The sequence below is a fragment of the Pseudoduganella sp. SL102 genome (genome assembly GCF_027856995.1).
Taxonomy (GTDB): Bacteria; Pseudomonadota; Gammaproteobacteria; order Burkholderiales; family Burkholderiaceae_D; genus Rugamonas; species Rugamonas albidiflava.
Genome location: NZ_CP115554.1, coordinates 6,116,771 through 6,135,793 on the forward strand (window position 1 = coordinate 6,116,771; position 19,023 = coordinate 6,135,793).

Here is a 19,023-nt window from a genome sequence, read left to right on the forward strand (position 1 = left end):
AGCTAACGATGAAGAAACAGATCAAGGCCGCCATGGTGGCGAGCCTGGCGCTGGCGCCGCTGGCGATGGCACAGCAGGTGGCGACGGCGGTGGCGGCGATGGAAAGCGGCGCCGTGGATGCGGGCAGCGAAGCGGCGGCAGCGGCGGCCGGTCCGATGGCGACGGTGGAAGTGGCCACGCGCCGCACCCGCTCCTCGGTGGCGCTGAAGGGCGATGAGATCCAGAAAATCCTGCCCGGCACCAATCCGCTGAAGGCGCTGCAGACGCTGCCCGGCGTCAGCTTCCAGACCGCCGACCCATGGGGCAACAATGAGCAGAACCTGTCGCTGTTCGTGCACGGCTTCTCGGGCCAGCAGCTGGGCTACACGATGGATGGCGTGCCGCTGGGCGACCAGCAATACGGCAACTACAACGGCCTGTCGCCACAGCGCGCCGTGATCTCGGAAAACGTGCGCGGCGTGGTGCTGTCCTCCGGTGCCGGCGACCTGGCCACCGCGTCCACCAGCAATCTGGGCGGCACCATCGAAACGTTCTCGTCGGACCCGCTGGCCGAGCGCAACGTCGCCGTACAGCAGACCCTGGGCAGCCACAAGACGTCGCGCACCTTCCTCCGCTATGACTCGGGCAAGATCGGCGACGCCAGCGTGTACGTCTCCGCCATGCACCACGAAGCACGCGCCTGGGATTTCCACGGCCGCCAGGGCGGCGACCAGCTCAACGCCAAGTTCGTCAACGACAACGCCACCGGCCGCCTCACCGTTTTCTTCAACTACAGCGACAAGATCGAGCCGAACGAGGACAGCACGGTCCACTCGGCCACCGAGAAATACCAGCCGTACACGCGCCCGTTCCTGTACCCGGACTTCCAGGCCGCGCTGGACTACCTGTCGCCGGCCGGTGCCACGCCGCCCGCCGAAGGCAACAACTATCGCAACTACTACAGCGACGCACAGCGCGAGGATTACCTCGGCTATGTGAAATACGACTGGAACATCAACGACAGCACTACCTGGTCGAACCAGGTCTACTACCACTACGACGACGGCGTGGGCGTGGTCGCCGGCCCGATCGGCGTGGCCGGCCTGCCCGCGCTGTTCGCCGTCTACTACCCGAACCAGAACCTGAAGCAGGTGTTCGGCAATTCCGGCTATGCCACGCGCACCACGGAATACCGGATCAACCGCACCGGCTGGCTGTCGACCCTGCGCACCGAGATCGGCGACCACACGCTGCAGGGCGGCCTGTGGTTCGAGAAAAATGACTCGCAAGCGTATCGCCGCTGGTACGCGCTGGACGTCGACAACCCCAGCTCGCCCTACGACCGCCCGGAGAATCCGCTGATCACGCAGTACGGCAGCGAGATCGACAACAAGGTGGTCCAGCTGCACCTGCAGGACGAATGGCGCGTGCGCCCCGGCCTGGTGCTGCAGGGCGGCTTCAAGTCCAGCCTGCAGTTCGCCCGCGGCATGATGCCGGTGCAGCCGAAGGTGGGCGCCATCGCCGGCGGTTCCAGGGCACTGCCGGAAGGCGATATCGACACGAAGAAGTGGTTCCTGCCACAGCTGGGCGCGCGCTGGGACATCACGGCGAGCGACCAGGCCTTCGTCAACGTGCAGAAGAACATGCGCCAGTTCGTCACCTATGGCGGCGGTGGCGCATCGCCGTGGAGCCTGGCCAGCCAGTCGGCGTTCGACCTGTTCAAGTCCACCGCGAAGCCGGAAACCTCGGTCACGTTCGAAGGTGGCCTGCGCAGCAGCCGTTCGTTCAGCGCCGGCCCGCTGACCGGCTTCGATGGCCAGGTCAGCGTCTACCACGTGAACTTCAAGGACCGCCTGCTGACGATCAGCCCGACCCCGGTGATTTCCTCGATCATCGGCGGCAACCCCGTGCTGGCCAACGTGGGCAACGTGAAGATCGACGGCATCGACCTCTCCGGCACGTTCCACTTCGGCCGCACCTTCTCGTTCTACGACGCGGTCTCGTACAACCGCTCGAAGTACGAGGACAACTACCTGAATGGCGCGGCCACCGTGCCGACGGCCGGCAAGAACATCCCCGGCAGTCCGCAATGGATGAACAAGTTCGTCGCCTCGCTGAACCTGGGGGGCGTCGAGGTCCAGCTGACGGGGGACTACGTGGGCAAGCGTTATGCGACGTACACCAACGACCTGTCCGTGAGCAGCTACTTCCTGATGGGCCTTGGCGTCTCGGGCAAGCTGCCCTTCCTGGACGGCACCTGGGTGAAGAACGCGCGCTATCGCCTCAACGTGACGAACCTGGCCGATCGCCGCGGCGACCTGAACGTCGTCGTGGGCGCGGCCGACAAGACGTACAATACCTTCCCGATCGCCCCGCGGCAGGGGTTCCTCACCTTGATGGCGGATTTCAGATGACCGGACGATATCTCTCCCGCCGCGGCTTCATCGCGGCAGCCACGAAAACCGCGGCAGCCACCGCGGCGGGCCTGGCCGGTACGCTGCTGCCGGCCGCCGCGCCAGCGGGGCCGGCACGCCCGCTGGTGTTCGCGCACCGCGGCGCCTCGGCGCTGCGGCCCGAGCACACGCTGGCCGCCTATGCCAAGGCCATCGCGGACGGCGCCGATTTCGTCGAGCCGGACCTGGTGTCGACCAGGGATGGCGTGCTGGTGGCGCGCCACGAAGCGTTCCTCGCCGAGACGACCGACGTGGCGAAACGCCCGGAATTCGCCAGCCGCCGCGTGCGCAAGACGATCGATGGCGACACCCACGAAGGCTGGTTCGTCGACGATTTCACGCTGGCCGAGCTGAAGACGCTGCGCGCCATCGAGCGCATTCCCGCATCGCGCCCGGAAAGTGCCAGCTACGACGGCATGTTCCAGGTGGTGACGTTCGAGGAAGTGATCGACTTCGTGGCCGCGCAGTCGGCCACGATCGGCCGCGTGATCGGCCTGGTGCCGGAACTGAAGCATTCCACCTACTTCGCCCGCGCCGGGCTGCCGCTGGAAGAGCGCTTCATGGCCACCCTGGCCGCGCACGAATACACGCGCCGCGCGCCGGTCGAGATCCAGTCGTTCGAAGTGGCCAACCTGCGCATGCTGCGCGAGAAACTGGGCAAGCGCACCAACCTGCGCCTGATGCAGCTGGTCGGCGTCGGTCCCGTGAAGCCGAGCGACGTGGCCGCCACCGGCGGTTCGCTCACCTACGCGGAGATGGCGACGCCGGCCGGCCTGCGCGAGATCGCCCGGTACGCCGACGTGTTCTCGCCGCCGACGCGTGCCCTGATTCCGCTGGCGAAGGACGGCCGGCTCGCCGCGCCGACCTCGCTGGCAAGCGATGCCCGGGCCGCCGGCCTTCGTCTGGAAACGTGGACGTTCCGCCCCGAGAACCGCTTCATCGCGGCCGATTTCCGCGACGGCGGCGGCGAGCACGCGCGCAACGAAGCGGGCTCCATTGCCGAGATGCGGCGCTACCTGGAGCTGGGCCTGGACGGCTTCTTCACGGACGATCCGGCGCTGGGCGTGAAGGCGGTCGCCGGCTGATCGCCATGCCGTGGCGCACTGCGGCGCACCGCTCCTGCAGGCGCCGCCGATAACGGCTAGAGTCCTGCTTTGTCCAACAGGAGCAGAGCATGACCAACAAGGCACTCATCATCGGCAGCAGCGGCGTGGTCGGCAGCGCGCTGGCCGAACGGCTGCTGGCCGAAGGCTGGGCAGTGCATGGCGTATCGCGCGGCCGCACGCCGGGCGTGCCGGGCGTGCGCCAGATCAGCGCCGACCTGACCTCGCCCGACGTGGCGCAGGCGCTGGCCGGCGTCGACCCCAGCCACGTCTTCATCACCGCCTGGTCGCGGCAGGCCAACGAAGAGGAAAACATCCGCGTCAACGGCGCCATGGTGAAGAACGTGCTCGACGCGGTCGGCCCGGCCGGCAGCGTGCGCCACGTCGCGCTGGTGACGGGCCTCAAGCATTACCTCGGCCCGTTCGATGCCTACGGCAAGGGTGCGGTACCGATCACGCCGTTCCGCGAAGAACAGGGCCGGCAGGACGTGCCCAACTTTTACTATGAACAGGAAGACCGCCTGTTCGACGCGGCGCGGCAGTACGGTTTCACCTGGAGCGTGCACCGGCCGCACACGATCATCGGCTTCGCGGTCGGCAACGCGATGAACATGGGCCAGACGCTGGCGGTGTATGCCACGCTGTGCCGGCACACCGGCCAGCCGTTCGTCTTCCCCGGCAGCCGCCAGCAATGGGAAGGCCTGGTGGACATGACGGATGCGCGCCTGCTGGCGCGGCACCTGCAGTGGGCCTCGACCAGCCCGGCGGGTGCGAACGAGGATTTCAACGTGGTCAACGGCGACGTGTTCCGCTGGCAGTGGCTGTGGCCGAAGCTGGCCGACTACTTCGGCGTGGCGGCGGCGCCGCTCCCCGTGGAGATCAGCCCACTGGAATCGCGCATGCAGGACGCGCCCGCGCTGTGGAGCGAGATCGCCCGGCAGCACGGGCTGGCCGAACCGGACGTCACGCGCCTTGCCTCGTGGTGGCATACCGATGCAGACCTGGGCCGGCCGATGGAAGTCATCACCGACATGACGAAGAGCCGCAAGGCCGGCTTCCTCGACTACCAGGGCACGCCGGAGGCGTTCTTCGACCTGTTCGAGCGCTTGAAGCGGGAGAAGCTGATTCCTTGACGGTAGCGGGCGGCCAGGGCAGTCCCCGCGGCGGATCCCGGGGTCAGACCCGCAACCCCGGCCGGGACCGCCCCCGCGGCAGACGCCGGGGTCAGACCCGCAAGGCCGCTAACGTTTCCTTTGGCCGTTAGCGGTGTTGCGGGTCTGACCCCAGGTTTGCTTCCGGATTCGCTGGTGATCGTCAGGCCTTCGGCAGCGCGGCCGCCAAATCCAGCCACGGCTGCGGCTGCGGCTTGCCCCGCTCGCGCACGCCGAAGAACGTGACCACCAGTTCGCCCTTGTCGTCGTAGAACTCCACCGACGTCACGCCCGCGCGCTGCAGCACATAGCCGGCCTTGAGCGCCTTGTCGCGCAGGTGCAGGTTGAAGTCCGGGTCCAGCACATTGAAGTAGCCGGCCGACTCCTGCACCTTGTTCACCTTGCCGCTGTAGATCTGCGTGACGGCGCCATTGCCGACGAACGCCATGATCGGCACTCCCTTCGCCGCGGCCTGTTCCAGCAGCTGGCGCGCCGCCTGCGGCGCCACCTTCGTGACCACGCCGGCCGGCGCCAGGCGCAGCGCCTGCTCGCGCGACAGCTTGAATTCGGACACGATGCGGTTGAACTGGTGCACGTCCGACATGTCCTTCCACGCCTGCTGGAATTCCTTCACGTCCACCGCAGCATCCGGCTTATCGGCCGCCTTCGCCACGGCCGGCACGATCGCCAGCTTGCCGTCCTGCTGCGGGTGGCGGAAGTCGGCCACCAGCTTGTCGAACACGGCGACCTTGCCGTCATCCTTCAGGTACACCTTGTGCACGGCGGTGCCGTTCTCGTCGAAGAACTGCAGGCTGCGCGACACCGCGCCGTCCTTGCCCGGCTGGACCACGGCGAACGCGTGCTTCCACTTCGTGAAGTGGAAGCGCAGGTCGATCGGGCCGCCCAGGTAGCCGCCGGCGATGTTCAGTTCGCGCGCTTCACGTTCCGCATCCTTGGCCCCTTCGTCACCTTGCTTGGCGATGCGCGTTGCCTCGCCCGTGACTTCGATGACGCCGTTCTCGTTGCGCGTCAGCGCCATCACCTTGCCCAGGTCCAGCGCGCGGCGCATGATCTCGCGCGGTGCGTGGGGGGTGTCGGCCAGGCGCGTGACGGTCTTGCCGATGCCGGTGGCCAGCAGTTCGGCCTCCGATACGCTCAACTGCTTCGCGGCGTCGCGGATGCCCAGTTTCGGCTGCTCGGCGCGCAGCGTGCTCCAGCGCTCGGCGAGCGTGGCGGTGCTGGCGTGGCTCGAGGCCATGCCAAGGATCAAGGCGCCGGACAGCGCCAGCAGGCCGGTATAACGACGGTGGGTTTTCATGCTTTCTCTCCTCAGTAAACCACTTTGAGCGTGACGGCGGCATAGCGGCGCGGGCGTGCCTGGCGCTCGAAATCAGACAGAGTCGCGGCGGTGGTGCGGGCGGCGAGGGTGCGGGACGATGGGTGGTCCGAGGATTTCTTGTCGGTCAGGTTGTAGATGCAGGCAGTGATGGCCGCGTGCTTGCCGATGTTCCAGTACGCCGTCAGGTCCGCCACCGTGGCGCCGGGCACGTCGAAACGCGCGCCGGTGACGCTGGAGATCACGTCGGGCCCGGCCTGCTTGCCGCGCACGTTGAACACCGACAGCGCCGCGCCGCCGCGCTTGGCCGGGTCGTCCCAAGCGAGCGTGGCGCTGACCTTGCGCGGCAACGTGGACGCCAGCTCGCCTTCGGCACCGGTGTCGTGGTTGCGCGCCTTGCTGTGCTGGACGCCGGCGCCCAGGTTGATGCTCGCGCCGTTCAATGCGGGATACCATTCGCCCAGCGCGAAGCTGGTGGAGATTTCGGCGCCCCAGGTTTTCGCTTCGCCCACGTTTTCGGGCCGGTACAGGCCCTGCGTGATGGTCGGGAAGTTGACCGGATCCGGCGGCTGGGTCGCGTACTCGATGAAGTTCTCGTACTTCGTGTGGAACACCGATGCATCGAACGTCACGCCGCGCGCCGGGTGGCCGCTCAGCCCCAGCTCAAAGGCATTGCTGGTTTCCTTTTTCAGGCCGGCATTGCCGAGCACCGCGTAGCCGTTGCCGGCACCCGTGTAGCTGAACGAGTCGTAGGTGCCGGTCAGTTCGGCCGCGGTCGGCAGGCGCGTGCCGCGCGTGTAGGTCGCGTAGGCCATCAGCTTGGGGATGAATTTCCAGCTCAGCTTCAGGCTCGGCGTGAAGTAGTCGTCCTTCCGTTCGCGCAGCTCCTTTTGCGCGGCCGGCACAGCCACCACGTACTCGTCGATATTCTTCGGCTTCATTTCGCGCCAGTCGTAGCGCAGGCCCGGCGCCAGCGTCAGGCCCTCGGCCAGCACGATATCGGCGCTGGCGAAGGCCGCCAGCTTCGTCGTGTCGGTATCGACCATGCGGTTCTTGCTGGTGATCTGGTGTGCGCCGGTGGCCAGCACCGTGCGGTCCTCGCGCCACGGACGGCGCGTGTCGACGGTTTCCGCGCTGAAGCCATATGCCAGCTGGTGCGCGCCGAGCGCCTTCACGGCATGGCTGGCCAGGCCGTGGCTCTTGTTGAAGTAGCCCGTCTCGATGGACCGGTCATAGCGCTGGCCCTGGGAGACGTAAGGGCCGGTGGTGTGGTCGTCGACCTCGGCGTTCTGCACATAGATGCGCGACTCGAGCTTGTCGAACAGCGCGGCCTTGCCGGTGAAGTCATGGTCGAGCGAGAAGCGGCTGCGGCGCGTCTCCGATTGCTGGTCGACGCCGGCCGGGTACAGCGCGCTGGTCTTGTTGAGGTAGGCGCGCGTGTGGCTGGCCTGGTAGGCATCGACCGTGGCGGTCAGCTTGTGCCCCGCCAGCGGCGACCATGCCAGCTTGGCCAGCAGCGCATCGGAAGTCGAGTCGTCCGGATTGGCGACGGCGCTGCCTTCCGATTCGTATTCCTTGCCGTCGCGGTGCACGAACAGCGTGAGGATCTGCAGGTTGCCGGCCTGCGCGGCGCCGGTCAGCGCGTGCATCCGCATGTTGTTCGAGCCGTCGTAGCCGAACTTGTAGTCGGCGTGGACGGGCCGTTCGGCGTTCAGGTAATCCTCCGGCGCCCTGGTGGTGAACTGCACGGAGCCGCCCAGCCCCGGCGTGCCGGGACCGGCGCCGATATTGCTGGTGGTGCCGGAGACGATGTTCACTTCGCGGAATGTCTCCGGGTCGAAGTAATCGCGGCCGATGCCGAAGCTGTTCAGGGTGGAGCCGTCCGGCTTGGGTGCCGCATCCGGCAGCGCGATGCCGTCCAGGTCCATGCTGACGCGGTTGCCGTCGATGCCGCGGATATTGAAGCCCGTATTGCCGCTGCTGTCCCACACGCTGCCCGAGCCGCTTGCCGCATTCGGCACGCTGACCAGCGGCGCATAGCGGGCGATGTTCTGCATGTTCTGCGCAGCCTGGCGGGTCAGGTCGTCCGCCGTGACGGTGGTGGTGGTGCCGGCCTTGGCGGCTACGGCGTCGCGATCGGCGGTCACCGTGATTTCACCCAGGGCGGAGGGAGTTGGCGAAGCCGATTGCGCGTGGGCCAGCGGCGCCAGCGCGGACATCAACAGCGCCGGCAGCAGGCGCCGGCGCGCGGTAAGTGCATCCATGGTGTTCCAATCAGGGAGTCAGTCGAAAGCTGGCGCCTGAAATGGAACAGGTGGCTGGCGAAGGCCACCATCTTAATGCGAATGATTCTTATTTTCAAGAACTAAAATGTTGCAGTTTCGTATCAGCCATTTACTGTGCGGTACATTCAGAACGTACCGCGACAGCGTGGCCGATGTGCAACGTCACGCCGTCACCCGGCGATGGTTTCCCGCTCCGGCGTGGCGCTGATCTTGTGGATCGACAGGTCGGCGCCGTCGAATTCCTGTTCGGGATCGAGCCGCAGGCCGGCGGTCACTTTCAGCACGCCGTACACAAGCGCGCCGCCGACGGTGGCGACGCAGATGCCCAGCACGGTGCCGGCGACCTGCGACATCAGCGATACGCCACCCAGCCCGCCGAGCGCATGGCTGCCGAAGATGCCCGCCGCGATGCCGCCCCAGGCGCCGCACAGGCCATGCAGCGGCCACACGCCCAGCACGTCGTCGATCTTCCAGCGGTTTTGCGCCAGCGTGAACATCACGACAAAGATCGCCCCCGCCACCGCGCCCGTGGCCAGCGCGCCCAGCGGGTGCATCAGGTCGGAGCCGGCGCACACGGCCACCAGCCCGGCCAGCGGGCCGTTATGGACGAAGCCCGGGTCGTTCTTGCCCAGCACCAGCGCGGCCAGCGTGCCACCCACCAGTGCCATCAGCGAGTTCACCGCGACCAGGCCGTTGATCTTGTCGAGCGTCTGCGCGCTCATCACGTTGAAGCCGAACCAGCCTACCGCAAGGATCCACGCGCCCAGCGCCAGGAACGGGATGTTGGACGGCGGGTGCGCCGAGATGCGGCCATCCTTGCCGTAACGCCCGCGTCGCGCGCCGAGCAGCAGCACGGCCGGCAGCGCGGCCCAGCCGCCCACGGCATGCACGACGACCGAGCCGGCAAAGTCATGGAACGGTGCGCCGAAGGTGTGCTCCAGCGTAGCCTGGATGCCCAGGTTGCCGTTCCAGGCAATGCCTTCGAAGAAGGGATAGATGAAGCCGACCAGCAGCGCCGTCGCCACCATCTGCGGATAGAACTTGGCGCGCTCGGCGATGCCGCCGGAGATGATCGCCGGAATGGCGGCGGCAAACGTCAGCAGGAAGAAGAACTTGACCAGCGCGTAGCCGTTGTTGGCCACCAGCGTATCGGTCGGCCCGAAGAAATGCACGCCATAGGCGATGCCGTAGCCGACGGCGAAGTACGCGATCGCCGACACGCAGAAATCGACCAGGATCTTGACCAGCGCGTTGACCTGGTTTTTCTTGCGCACCGTGCCCAGTTCCAGGAACGCGAATCCCGCATGCATCGCCAGCACCATGATGCCTCCCAGCAGGACAAACAAGGCATCGCCACCGCTCTTGAACGACTCCATCGACCGCCACTCCCCAGTAAGTGCAAAAGCACGCAGGGAGTGCAAGAACTGTGCCGTCAAACAAGGAAATGCCCGTGACTGGTGCGGAATATCAAATAAAGATTCTTCGCACCGTTTTCGATAGCTGATCGGCACCGCCTTGGTGCGTGACGCGCCAAGTTGGGGCTCAACAATATTTCCTGGAAAATGGGGACGTACCCATTTTTCTGGGGCATTGAAAACGCATGCGTGCACCCCAACGGCGAAGGGCTGGGGTCAGACCCGGCGGGTGTATGGTCGGGGGACATAGGTAACACATGTCGGGAGACATGGGTTACACATCATGGACCTATGTTACGACGGATTCTGGAGGTCTATCTCCCGAACTTTATGTTTGCAGAAGAAGACCTCCAGTAGACCGTCGGTGCAAGTTGGACGGATCGCCACAGATTCAGCATGCAGGCCTTCGCCGACGAAGTAGCGGTGATGGCCGTAGGAGAGGTAGCCGTTCTTGTCGACCTTCCTGATCTGGTCATCGGGGAGGTATTCGACAGGTGGCAGGACCGATGGAAAGGACCTGCCGCTACACCGGTACCTGCTAATCGGTGGCTGCTGATTGAGCGATTGGTGAGGTCGTACAGCGTTATAGATCTCGCGCCAAGCATCGAACGCGCTCTGACACTGAGCAAGCGAGCCGTAGCCTCTTCGCCCTATTACCTCAAGTTTCAAGGTTCGATGGAAACGCTCATCCTTACCTTGAGTCTGCGGATGGTTTGGCCTGCTGTGGCCCACAGCAATACCCAGCCGTGCCAGCCATACCTCAAGCTTTGTCAGTCCGATGAGACCTGTGCTGCCCCATGGCGGGCCGTTGTCGGCGGTGAAGCGAGCAGGCATTCCGTAACGCTCAAATGTCGACTGCAATGCCGTGCGCACAGTGGCGTAGCGTTCGTTACCGCAAGCAGCGATACATAGGCTAAATCGCGAGTGGTCATCTAAAATTGTCAGCGGATGACACCGACCCGCAGCTGTGTCTGTCAGTGCAAAGTGTCCTTTGAAGTCCATCTGCCAAAGGTCATTGGGCAACTCATGCTCAAAGCGCTTGAACACGACGCTCTGACTAATCGGCACGCCAAGAACCTGGCACTCATGGCGCTGCAAGATCGCATGAACGGTGCTGTGATGGGGCCGCTTGACCGTATCCGGCAGTAGCGCGCAAAGCTTGCGAGCTCCCCAGTACGGGTACTCAAAATGCAACGCCAGAACTTGCATCTCAAGCTCACCGTCAGCGGTGCAGGGCGAACAATGCGGCTGCCGTGAGCGATCCTGCAGGCCCCCTTCGCCTTCAGCATGATAACGCTCCAACCACTTGTAAGCAGTCTTGCGGCTGATGCCAAATCGGCGGCAAAGCTCAGCGATGTTTGCCGAAGCGCTCAGTACGAGCAGCACGAATTCCAGTCGGGATGACATAGAGGTGGACTCCTTCCAAGGCATTGCACGCTCCCGTTAATGGATGTGCAATGATCATAAAAGGTGTTACCTATGTCTCCCGACAGATGTTACCCATGTGTCCCGACAAAACACCCGGCGGGTCTGACCCCGGAATTTGCACTTGGGGTGGGCTTATCTAGGCGGTATTGGGCCTGTCCCAATTTTTTCGCGGTTACCGTGCCGTCTTGGCTGGCTCGGGGGGGGGCGGCGGGGCCGGCGTGGCGCCGTCGCCGGGGATCTGGCCCTTGCGCAGGATTTGCACGTAGATTTCGTTTTGCTTGATCATCGACAGCTCGTAGCGCGCGCGTTCCTCGACGGCGCCGGTGCCGTCTTTCAGGTCACGTACTTCGGAATCGAGCTTGGCGTTGCGGCGCCGCAGTTCCTCGTTCTTCGCGTGGGCCGCGTCGACCTGCTGTTCGAGGTCCTGCACCTTGAGCCAACCGCCCTTCCCCAGCCACAACGGATACTGAATCAGCAGCAGCAGCGCCGCCAGGACGAGGGTAATCAGACGCATGGAAATAAAAGCACCGGCCGGGAAGCCCGGCCGGTGTCATAGTGGTGAAAGATGCTGTTGTTACTTCACGGGCATTTTACTTGAGACGCCGCACTTCAAACGCGTTTTCTTACAACGCGTCGACTTGAGGCGGCTACTTCAAACGCATTACTTCAGGTTGTAGAACGCGTCGCGGCCCGGATAGGAAGCGATGTCGCCCAGGTCTTCCTCGATGCGCAGCAGCTGGTTGTACTTGGCCATGCGGTCCGAGCGGGACATGGAGCCGGTCTTGATCTGCAGCGCGTTCAGGCCCACGGCGATGTCGGCGATCGTCGAATCTTCCGTTTCGCCCGAGCGGTGCGAGATCACGGCGGTGTAGCCGGCGCGCTTGGCCATCTCGATGGCGGCGAACGTTTCGGTCAGCGTGCCGATCTGGTTGATCTTGATGAGGATCGAGTTGGCGATGCCTTTCTGGATGCCTTCCTTCAGGATCTTGGTGTTGGTGACGAACAGGTCGTCGCCCACCAGCTGCACTTTCTTGCCCAGCGCTTCGGTCAGGATCGCCCAGCCTTCCCAGTCGCCTTCGTGCATCGCGTCCTCGATCGAGATGATCGGGTACTTGTCGCACCAGGTCGACAGCAGGTTGGTGAATTCGGTGGCCGTCAGCGACAGGCCTTCGCCTTCCAGCTGGTACTTGCCGTCCTTGTAGAACTCGGAGGCAGCGCAGTCCAGGCCGATGGCGATCTGCGTGCCCGGCTCGTAGCCGGCTTCCTCGATGGCCTGGATGATCAGCTTGATGGCTTCCTCATGGTTGGCCAGGGAAGGAGCAAAGCCGCCTTCGTCGCCGACCGCCGTGTTCAGGCCCTTCTTGTGCAGGATCTTCTTCAGCGTGTGGAACACTTCGGCGCCGTAGCGGATCGCTTCCTTGAAGGTCGGTGCGCCGACCGGGATGATCATGAATTCCTGGATGTCCAGGTTGTTGTCGGCGTGTGCGCCGCCGTTGATCACGTTCATCATCGGCACTGGCAGCTGCATCGAGCCCGAACCGCCGAAGTAGCGGTACAGCGGCAGGCCGGCTTCCTCGGCGGCGGCCTTGGCGACAGCCATCGACACGGCCAGCATCGCGTTGGCGCCCAGGCGCGACTTGTTCTCGGTGCCGTCCAGGTCGATCAGCGTGCGGTCCAGGAAAGCCTGTTCGTTCGCGTCCAGGCCCATGATGGCTTCGGAGATCTCGGTGTTGATGTTCTCGCAGGCCTGCAGCACGCCCTTGCCGAAGTAGCGCTTCGGATCGCCGTCACGCAGCTCGATCGCTTCGCGCGAACCGGTCGACGCGCCCGATGGCACGGCGGCACGGCCCATCACGCCCGACTCCAGCAGCACGTCGCATTCGACGGTCGGGTTGCCGCGCGAGTCAAGAATCTCGCGGCCGATGATATCTACGATTGCACTCATGTGTAGTCTCCAAAGTTGGGGGTAGCAGGCGGTGCGCGTTTCCCGGACATGGCTGCATGCATCGCCGCAGCACGCTGTCGCATTGTTCCGCGCGCAAAATTGCAGCAAGGGTAACAGAGGATGGCCATGTAGGGAAGCGCGGCGGCTTACTACAAAATGCTCCGGCATGCCCTGGTAAACGACAAAAACCCAACGGCCGATCCCGGGTCCGACCCGGTGGGGCCGGACTCCAGTTTCATGCCGTTGGGTTTTCAGCGAGCCTTGGCTCGCGGCCGCTTACTCGAAACTGTTTTCGAGGAAGCCCGACTTCTTGGTGATGCGATCGAGTTCGATCAGCGTGGACAGCAGTTCCTTCATGCGGCCCAGCGGCACGGCGTTCGGACCGTCCGACAGCGCGGTGGCCGGCGTGGGGTGCGTTTCCATGAACAGGCCGGCCACGCCCACGGCGACGGCCGCGCGCGACAGCACGGGCACCATGTCGCGCATGCCGCCCGACGAAGTGCCGTTACCGCCCGGCAGCTGCACCGAGTGCGTGGCATCGAACACCACCGGCGCGCCGGTTTCGCGCATGATCGCCAGCGAGCGCATGTCGGACACCAGGTTGTTGTAGCCGAACGAAGCGCCCCGCTCGCAGGCCATGAAGTTGTCTTCGTTCAGGCCCTTCGCCCTGGCGGCGGCACGGGCCTTGTCGATCACGTTCTTCATGTCGTGCGGCGCCAGGAACTGGCCCTTCTTGATGTTCACCGGCAGGCCGGACTGCGCGCAGGCGTTGATGAAATCGGTCTGGCGGCACAGGAAGGCCGGCGTCTGCAGTACGTCCACCACGGACGACACGATCTCGATTTCCTCGATCGAGTGCACGTCGGTGAGCACCGGCACGCCCAGCTCGCGCTTCACGTCGCCCAGGATCTCCAGGCCCTTTTCCATGCCCGGCCCGCGGTACGAGGTGCCCGAAGAGCGGTTGGCCTTGTCGAACGACGATTTATAGATGTAGGGGATGCCCAGTTCGGCGGTCATTTCCTTCATCGCGCCGGCGACGTCGAACGCCATCTGGCGCGATTCGATCACGCAGGTGCCGGCGATCAGGAAGAACGGCTGGTCGAGGCCGATCTCGAAGCCACAAAGCTTCATGCTGCGTCTCCTTTCGGTTCGCCCGCCGCCTTGTGGGCCAGCGCAGCCTTGATGAACGACGTGAACAGCGGGTGGCCGTCGCGCGGCGTCGACTTGAATTCAGGGTGGTACTGCACGCCCATGTACCACGGGTGCGCGTTGTCGCCCGTGCGCGGCAGTTCCATGATCTCGCACAGGTCTTCGGTCGGCGTGCGCGCCGCCACCACCAGGCCCGCTTCTTCCACGCGCGACAGGTAGTGATTGTTCGCTTCGTAGCGGTGGCGATGGCGCTCGGTGACCACGCCGCCGTAGATGTCGTGCGCCAGCGTGCCCGGCTTGACCGCGCAGGCTTGCGCGCCCAGGCGCATCGTGCCGCCCAGGTCGGAATTGATGTCGCGCTTTTCCACCTTGCCGTCCTGGTTCTGCCACTCGTCGATCAGCGCCACCACGGGCTGGTCGGTCTGCGGTTCGAACTCGGTGGAGTTGGCGTTCACCAGGCCGGCCTTGTGGCGCGCGTATTCGATCAGCGCCACCTGCATGCCCAGGCAGATGCCCAGGTACGGCACCTTGTTTTCGCGTGCGAACTGCGCCGCGCGGATCTTGCCTTCCACGCCGCGCTTGCCGAAGCCGCCCGGTACCAGGATCGCATCGTACTTGGCCAGCGTCTCGGTGCCCTTCGCTTCGATCTCTTCCGAATCGATGTATTCGATGTTGACCTTGCTCTCGGTGTGGATGCCGGCGTGGCGCAGCGCCTCGGTCAGCGACTTGTACGACTCGGTCAGTTCCACGTATTTGCCGACCATGCCGATCGACACTTCCTGCTTCGGATGCTCGAGCGTGTAGATCAGCTTGCTCCACACGGACAGGTCGGCCGGTGCCGGATCGATGTCCAGCGCTTCGCAGATGATCGCGTCGAGGCCCTGGTCGTGCAGCATCTGCGGCACTTTATAGATGGTGTCGACGTCCCATACGGAGATCACGGCGCGTTCCTCGATGTTCGAGAACAGCGAGATCTTGGCGCGCTCGTCTTCCGGGATCTTGCGGTCGGCACGGCACAGCAGCGCGTTCGGCGAAATGCCGATCTCGCGCAGCTTCTGCACCGAGTGCTGGGTGGGCTTGGTCTTCAGTTCGCCGGCGGAGGCGATGAACGGCACCAGCGTGAGGTGCACGAACGCACAGTTCTTGCGGCCGGCGCGCAGGCTCAGCTGGCGCGCCGCTTCCAGGAACGGCAACGATTCGATATCGCCCACGGTGCCGCCGATTTCGCACAGCGCGATATCGTAGCCTTCCGCGCCGCGGCGGATGTAATCCTGGATTTCATTGGTGATGTGCGGGATCACCTGGACCGTCTTGCCCAGGTATTCGCCGCGGCGTTCCTTGCGGATCACGGATTCGTAGATCTGCCCGGTGGTGAAGTTGTTCACCTTGCGCATGCGGGTGCTGATGAAACGCTCGTAGTGGCCGAGGTCCAGGTCGGTTTCGGCGCCATCGTCGGTAACGAAGACTTCACCGTGCTGCATGGGGCTCATCGTGCCGGGGTCCACGTTGATGTACGGGTCCAGCTTGAGCATGGTGACTTTGAGGCCGCGCGATTCGAGAATCGCGGCGAGGGAGGCGGCGGCAATCCCCTTACCAAGGGACGACACAACGCCACCAGTGACGAAGACAAATTTGGTCATTGCGAGATCGGGCGCCGGAAAGGCGCGATGCGGGAAATTGAAATTATAGCTTAATTCGCCAGCCGGATCATCCGCCGGCCCCGTCTCCTACCCCTGTCGAGGCGGCGTAATTGTGCGCGAACGAACAGACCGCAGGGCTGACCGGATGGAAAATATCTTTATTTCAACAGGAGGCGACCATGAGTTTCGAACGCGATGGATACGGCAACTATGTCGACCAGGGGCACCAGGGCCCGGGACCGCGCCTGATGGGCGCCGATACGCTGATCGGCGACCACGTGCACAACATGCAGGACGAGCACCTCGGCACCGTGAAGGAAATCATGCTCGACATGCAGAGCGGCCAGGTGGCCTACGTGGTGATGGCATCGGGCGGCGTGCTGACGATCGGCGAAAAGCTGTTTGCGATTCCGTGGGAAGCGCTGGCGCTCGATACGGCCAATCACCAGTTGCGCCTGAACATCGACAAGGAGCGCATCGAGAACGCCCCCGGCTTCGACAAGGACCGCTGGCCCGACATGGCCAACCGTGCGTGGGCCGATGAAATACACAGTTATTATGGTACCAGCGGCGGCACCAGCCGTGCCGCGACCAGTTCCACGAGTTCTGCAGGTTCCACCAGTTCGCCGCTCGGGCACGATTCGGGCCGCGTACTGTGATGGCATGACGGGCCGGCCGTACTGCCCCGTCATCTCCCTTGCCGGTTGCGTCCTGCGCGGGCCGCCGGCTTCGGCCATAACCCGGCCGCAACGCACCCTCTACGGAGGGTGCGTCTTTTTCAGCCACCGGTTCTGCCGTCCTGGCAGTCTGCCCTGCCCTGAGTCTGCCCTGCCCTGCGGCGGGTTTTCTTTTATTCTCCGTCTTTCTCCCACCGCATCGGCACGTCGACGATGCCATCGTGCTCGACCGGCCCGCCCGCCTGCACGAAGCCCAGGCGCTGGTACAGCCCGGTGGCGCGCCGCGCCGAGTTGACCGTGAAGCGGCCCGGGTTGCCCCTTGCCATGGCGTCGTCGCGTGCCAGTTCCCACAGGCGCCGGCCCAATCCCTTGCCGTGATGTGCTTCCCGGATGAACAGGTGGAACAGATGGGTATTGTCGCGCACGGCAACCACGCCCAGCAGCTGCTCGCCCTGCAGCGCGACGTGGTAGCGGAAATTGTCCTGGCCCAGGTAGCGCCGCTGGGCATCGATGCCGACATTGGCGACGAACTTTTCCGCGCCCAGCCCTTGCGGGTGCGCGGTCAGGTACGGCAGCAGGTCCAGGATGAGCGAGCCGATGGCGGACGCATCGGCAACGGTGGCGGGTCGTATTGTCAGATTGTCCATCGGCCTATTTTGCCAGCAAAGGCCGATGGCGGGAATACGCGGTTCAGTTCACCCAGACCAGGCGGCGCAGGAAGCGCATGGCCGCCTGGCCGTTGCCTTCCATGGCTTCACCGTATCGCGCGATGAAGTCGAACAGGCCCGATGACGGCCGGGCAGCGTCGATCTTCCGGCAGTAAACAGCGGTGCCGCGGCGATTGAACGATTCCAGTGGATATGTTGGCGGATGCTGGAAGAACCATTGCAGGTTGAATCCTTTACCGGCCGGGCACAGGTTGCCGATCGTTGCCAGCGGCCCGCTCGCCTGCTTCGTCGCTGTCAGGAGTGTTTTTCCCTGGAACAACGGAACCAGATGCCCCATCAGCTCGCCCCAGATATTGAAATCCGCATTGTCGAGCGGCACTGGAAATACCGTGCTGGCCTGGCGAGGATTGCCCAGCCATTCCATGTCGTCATCGGTTTCCGCCAGCGCCGACAGGCGCATCTGCTCCGACGTTTTCAGGCCAGCCACGATGAGTCCCTGGGCCCGCCGCATGTTTTCGGGATGCGCCAGCCGGATTGCCTGATCCGGCTTGCTGGTGCCGCGATCGAGTTGGTACGACAGAAGCACTTCCACCAGGGCTTCCGCATAGTAGTGATAACTGAGTCCCCACAGGATATCGGTCTGGTCGAGGCGGATCGTGGCTTTCAGGTTGTATTCATTGGCATAGTAAGCCTCGTCTTCGGATGGCATGCCGACCGTCAGCTTGCCATCGTTCCTTGCGGGGAGTGCAAAGAAATACCGTTCGGAGATGCCGATCTCGCCGTCGCCATTCAAGTCGCGCACCCATGTGGCGGGAACGATCGGCAAGCCTTCGCTTGCCGAGGTGATGCGAATTTTCTCCAGCATGGCGCGGCTCTTGCGCAATTGCCTGCGCATATAGGCCAGTTGCGTGCGGATCGCCAGGACCACGGCCGCTTCCGACGGCCGTTCCTGCTCCATCCGGCGCATTCCCTGCTCGATGAAGGTGCGGGTCTGCTGCACCAGGGCCACGTCATTGCAGATCACATAGGCCTGCTGTTCCTGCACGGTGGCGGGAGCGCGGGCCAGCACACTGGCGCAGGTACTGTCGAAAGCCGCGGTAGTGGTGAGATCGGGCTGGGCGGCCAGGGCCGGGCCGCCGAGAAGCATGGACGACAATAGTGAAGCAACTATCTTGCGCATGAAAAACCTCCGTGACGTTCAGGGTCTGCGGAGGTTAGCGAAATCGTCCCGCAGGGTTCTTGCGCATCCACAAGAACCCCGCCATCTGCATTCAGTCGGCGATCACCCAGTCGACCACGCCCTGCCCGGCTTCCTTCACTTCGCGCAGGCCGTCGACCAGCCGCGCCAGCGAAGCATCGGTGACGAGCGCGCGCCCGGTCACGGGCTGGTAGCCCCCCTCGGCGGACGGGTACGCGAACGTGCAGTAGAAATTGAAATGCGGCGTGACGTAGTCATCGAAACCGAGGATGACGCGTGTTTCGTCGGGGCCGCCGAACGGCAGCCCGCCGGCGGCCGGTGCGGCATGGGCGGCGATCTTGGCCAGCACATCGTGCAGGTTTTCCAGTTCGCCGTCGCGCAAGGTGACCGCCGCCGGCAGCGCTTCGCCGTTACTGTCCAGCATCGTGAACTGCACCGGCCAGGCATCGGCCGAAGACAGCTGGACTTCGATCCGCAGCGAGGTGGCGATGCGTTCATCCTGCAATGGCTGGTTCATGGCATTCTCCTTGATGATGAGTGAGGTTGGTAAGGGTTGGTGGGAGGTGGGGCTGGTGAGGCTGGTGAGGCTGGTGAGG

Annotated in this window: 15 protein-coding genes; 4 read left to right on the forward strand and 11 right to left on the reverse strand. The window is 64.4% G+C overall.

Translation table 11 applies throughout. The features are described 5' to 3' along the window. Positions 1 to 8: 8 nt before the first annotated feature. From OU994_RS25905 to OU994_RS25915, 3 genes are all read left to right on the forward strand, one after another. Positions 9 to 2,393 carry a TonB-dependent receptor gene (locus OU994_RS25905; protein ID WP_281608263.1) on the forward strand — a complete coding sequence of 795 codons (2,385 nt, stop codon included), beginning with the start codon at positions 9 to 11 and terminating at the stop codon, positions 2,391 to 2,393. Continuing rightward, positions 2,390 to 3,517, forward strand: a complete 1,128-nt coding sequence (locus OU994_RS25910) for a glycerophosphodiester phosphodiesterase (RefSeq protein ID WP_281608264.1) — start codon at positions 2,390 to 2,392, stop codon at positions 3,515 to 3,517. Before OU994_RS25905 ends, OU994_RS25910 begins: the two co-directional genes overlap by 4 nt. Before the next feature lie 89 nt (positions 3,518 to 3,606). Next, entirely contained in the window at positions 3,607 to 4,668 is a 1,062-nt protein-coding gene (locus OU994_RS25915; RefSeq protein ID WP_281608265.1) for an SDR family oxidoreductase, read from the forward strand. 181 nt (positions 4,669 to 4,849) lie between these two features. On the opposite strand, the gene OU994_RS25920 is transcribed toward OU994_RS25915, so the two are convergent. From OU994_RS25920 to OU994_RS25955, 8 genes are all read right to left on the reverse strand, one after another. Then, entirely contained in the window at positions 4,850 to 6,004 is a 1,155-nt protein-coding gene (locus OU994_RS25920) for a hemin-degrading factor (RefSeq protein WP_281608266.1), read from the reverse strand. Positions 6,005 to 6,015: 11 nt separating this feature from the next. Then, entirely contained in the window at positions 6,016 to 8,286 is a 2,271-nt protein-coding gene (locus tag OU994_RS25925; RefSeq protein ID WP_281608267.1) for a TonB-dependent receptor domain-containing protein, read from the reverse strand. A gap of 191 nt (positions 8,287 to 8,477) precedes the next feature. Next, entirely contained in the window at positions 8,478 to 9,683 is a 1,206-nt protein-coding gene (locus OU994_RS25930) for an ammonium transporter (RefSeq protein WP_281608268.1), read from the reverse strand. Positions 9,684 to 10,016: 333 nt separating this feature from the next. After that, positions 10,017 to 11,153 carry an IS481 family transposase gene (locus OU994_RS25935; protein WP_281608087.1) on the reverse strand — a complete coding sequence of 379 codons (1,137 nt, stop codon included), beginning with the start codon at positions 11,151 to 11,153 and terminating at the stop codon, positions 10,017 to 10,019. A gap of 169 nt (positions 11,154 to 11,322) precedes the next feature. Beyond that, positions 11,323 to 11,664, reverse strand: a complete 342-nt coding sequence (ftsB, locus tag OU994_RS25940; protein ID WP_281608269.1) for a cell division protein FtsB — start codon at positions 11,662 to 11,664, stop codon at positions 11,323 to 11,325. 147 nt (positions 11,665 to 11,811) lie between these two features. Further along, a complete protein-coding gene (gene eno / locus OU994_RS25945) occupies positions 11,812 to 13,095 on the reverse strand; it encodes a phosphopyruvate hydratase (protein ID WP_281608270.1) in 1,284 nt (427 codons plus the stop codon). A 276-nt stretch (positions 13,096 to 13,371) separates the two neighbouring features. Next, a complete protein-coding gene (gene kdsA, locus OU994_RS25950) occupies positions 13,372 to 14,226 on the reverse strand; it encodes a 3-deoxy-8-phosphooctulonate synthase (RefSeq protein WP_131144425.1) in 855 nt (284 codons plus the stop codon). Beyond that, complete coding sequence (locus OU994_RS25955) at positions 14,223 to 15,884, reverse strand: CTP synthase (RefSeq protein ID WP_281608271.1); 1,662 nt, start codon at positions 15,882 to 15,884, stop codon at positions 14,223 to 14,225. The genes kdsA and OU994_RS25955 overlap by 4 nt, the downstream gene beginning before the upstream one ends. A 179-nt stretch (positions 15,885 to 16,063) precedes the next feature. Between OU994_RS25955 and OU994_RS25960 the strand changes: the two genes are divergently transcribed. Beyond that, entirely contained in the window at positions 16,064 to 16,543 is a 480-nt protein-coding gene (locus OU994_RS25960) for a PRC-barrel domain-containing protein (RefSeq protein ID WP_131144423.1), read from the forward strand. 191 nt (positions 16,544 to 16,734) lie between these two features. Here the strand turns inward: OU994_RS25960 and OU994_RS25965 are convergent, their stop codons facing one another. From OU994_RS25965 to OU994_RS25975, 3 genes are all read right to left on the reverse strand, one after another. Then, complete coding sequence (locus OU994_RS25965; RefSeq protein WP_281608272.1) at positions 16,735 to 17,208, reverse strand: GNAT family N-acetyltransferase; 474 nt, start codon at positions 17,206 to 17,208, stop codon at positions 16,735 to 16,737. Positions 17,209 to 17,251: 43 nt separating this feature from the next. Further along, on the reverse strand, positions 17,252 to 18,229 hold the full coding sequence (locus tag OU994_RS25970; protein WP_281608273.1) for a hypothetical protein: 978 nt from the start codon (positions 18,227 to 18,229) through the stop codon (positions 17,252 to 17,254). Between the two features lie 271 nt (positions 18,230 to 18,500). Beyond that, a complete protein-coding gene (locus OU994_RS25975) occupies positions 18,501 to 18,944 on the reverse strand; it encodes a hypothetical protein (protein ID WP_281608274.1) in 444 nt (147 codons plus the stop codon). Between the last annotated feature and the right edge of the window lie 79 nt (positions 18,945 to 19,023).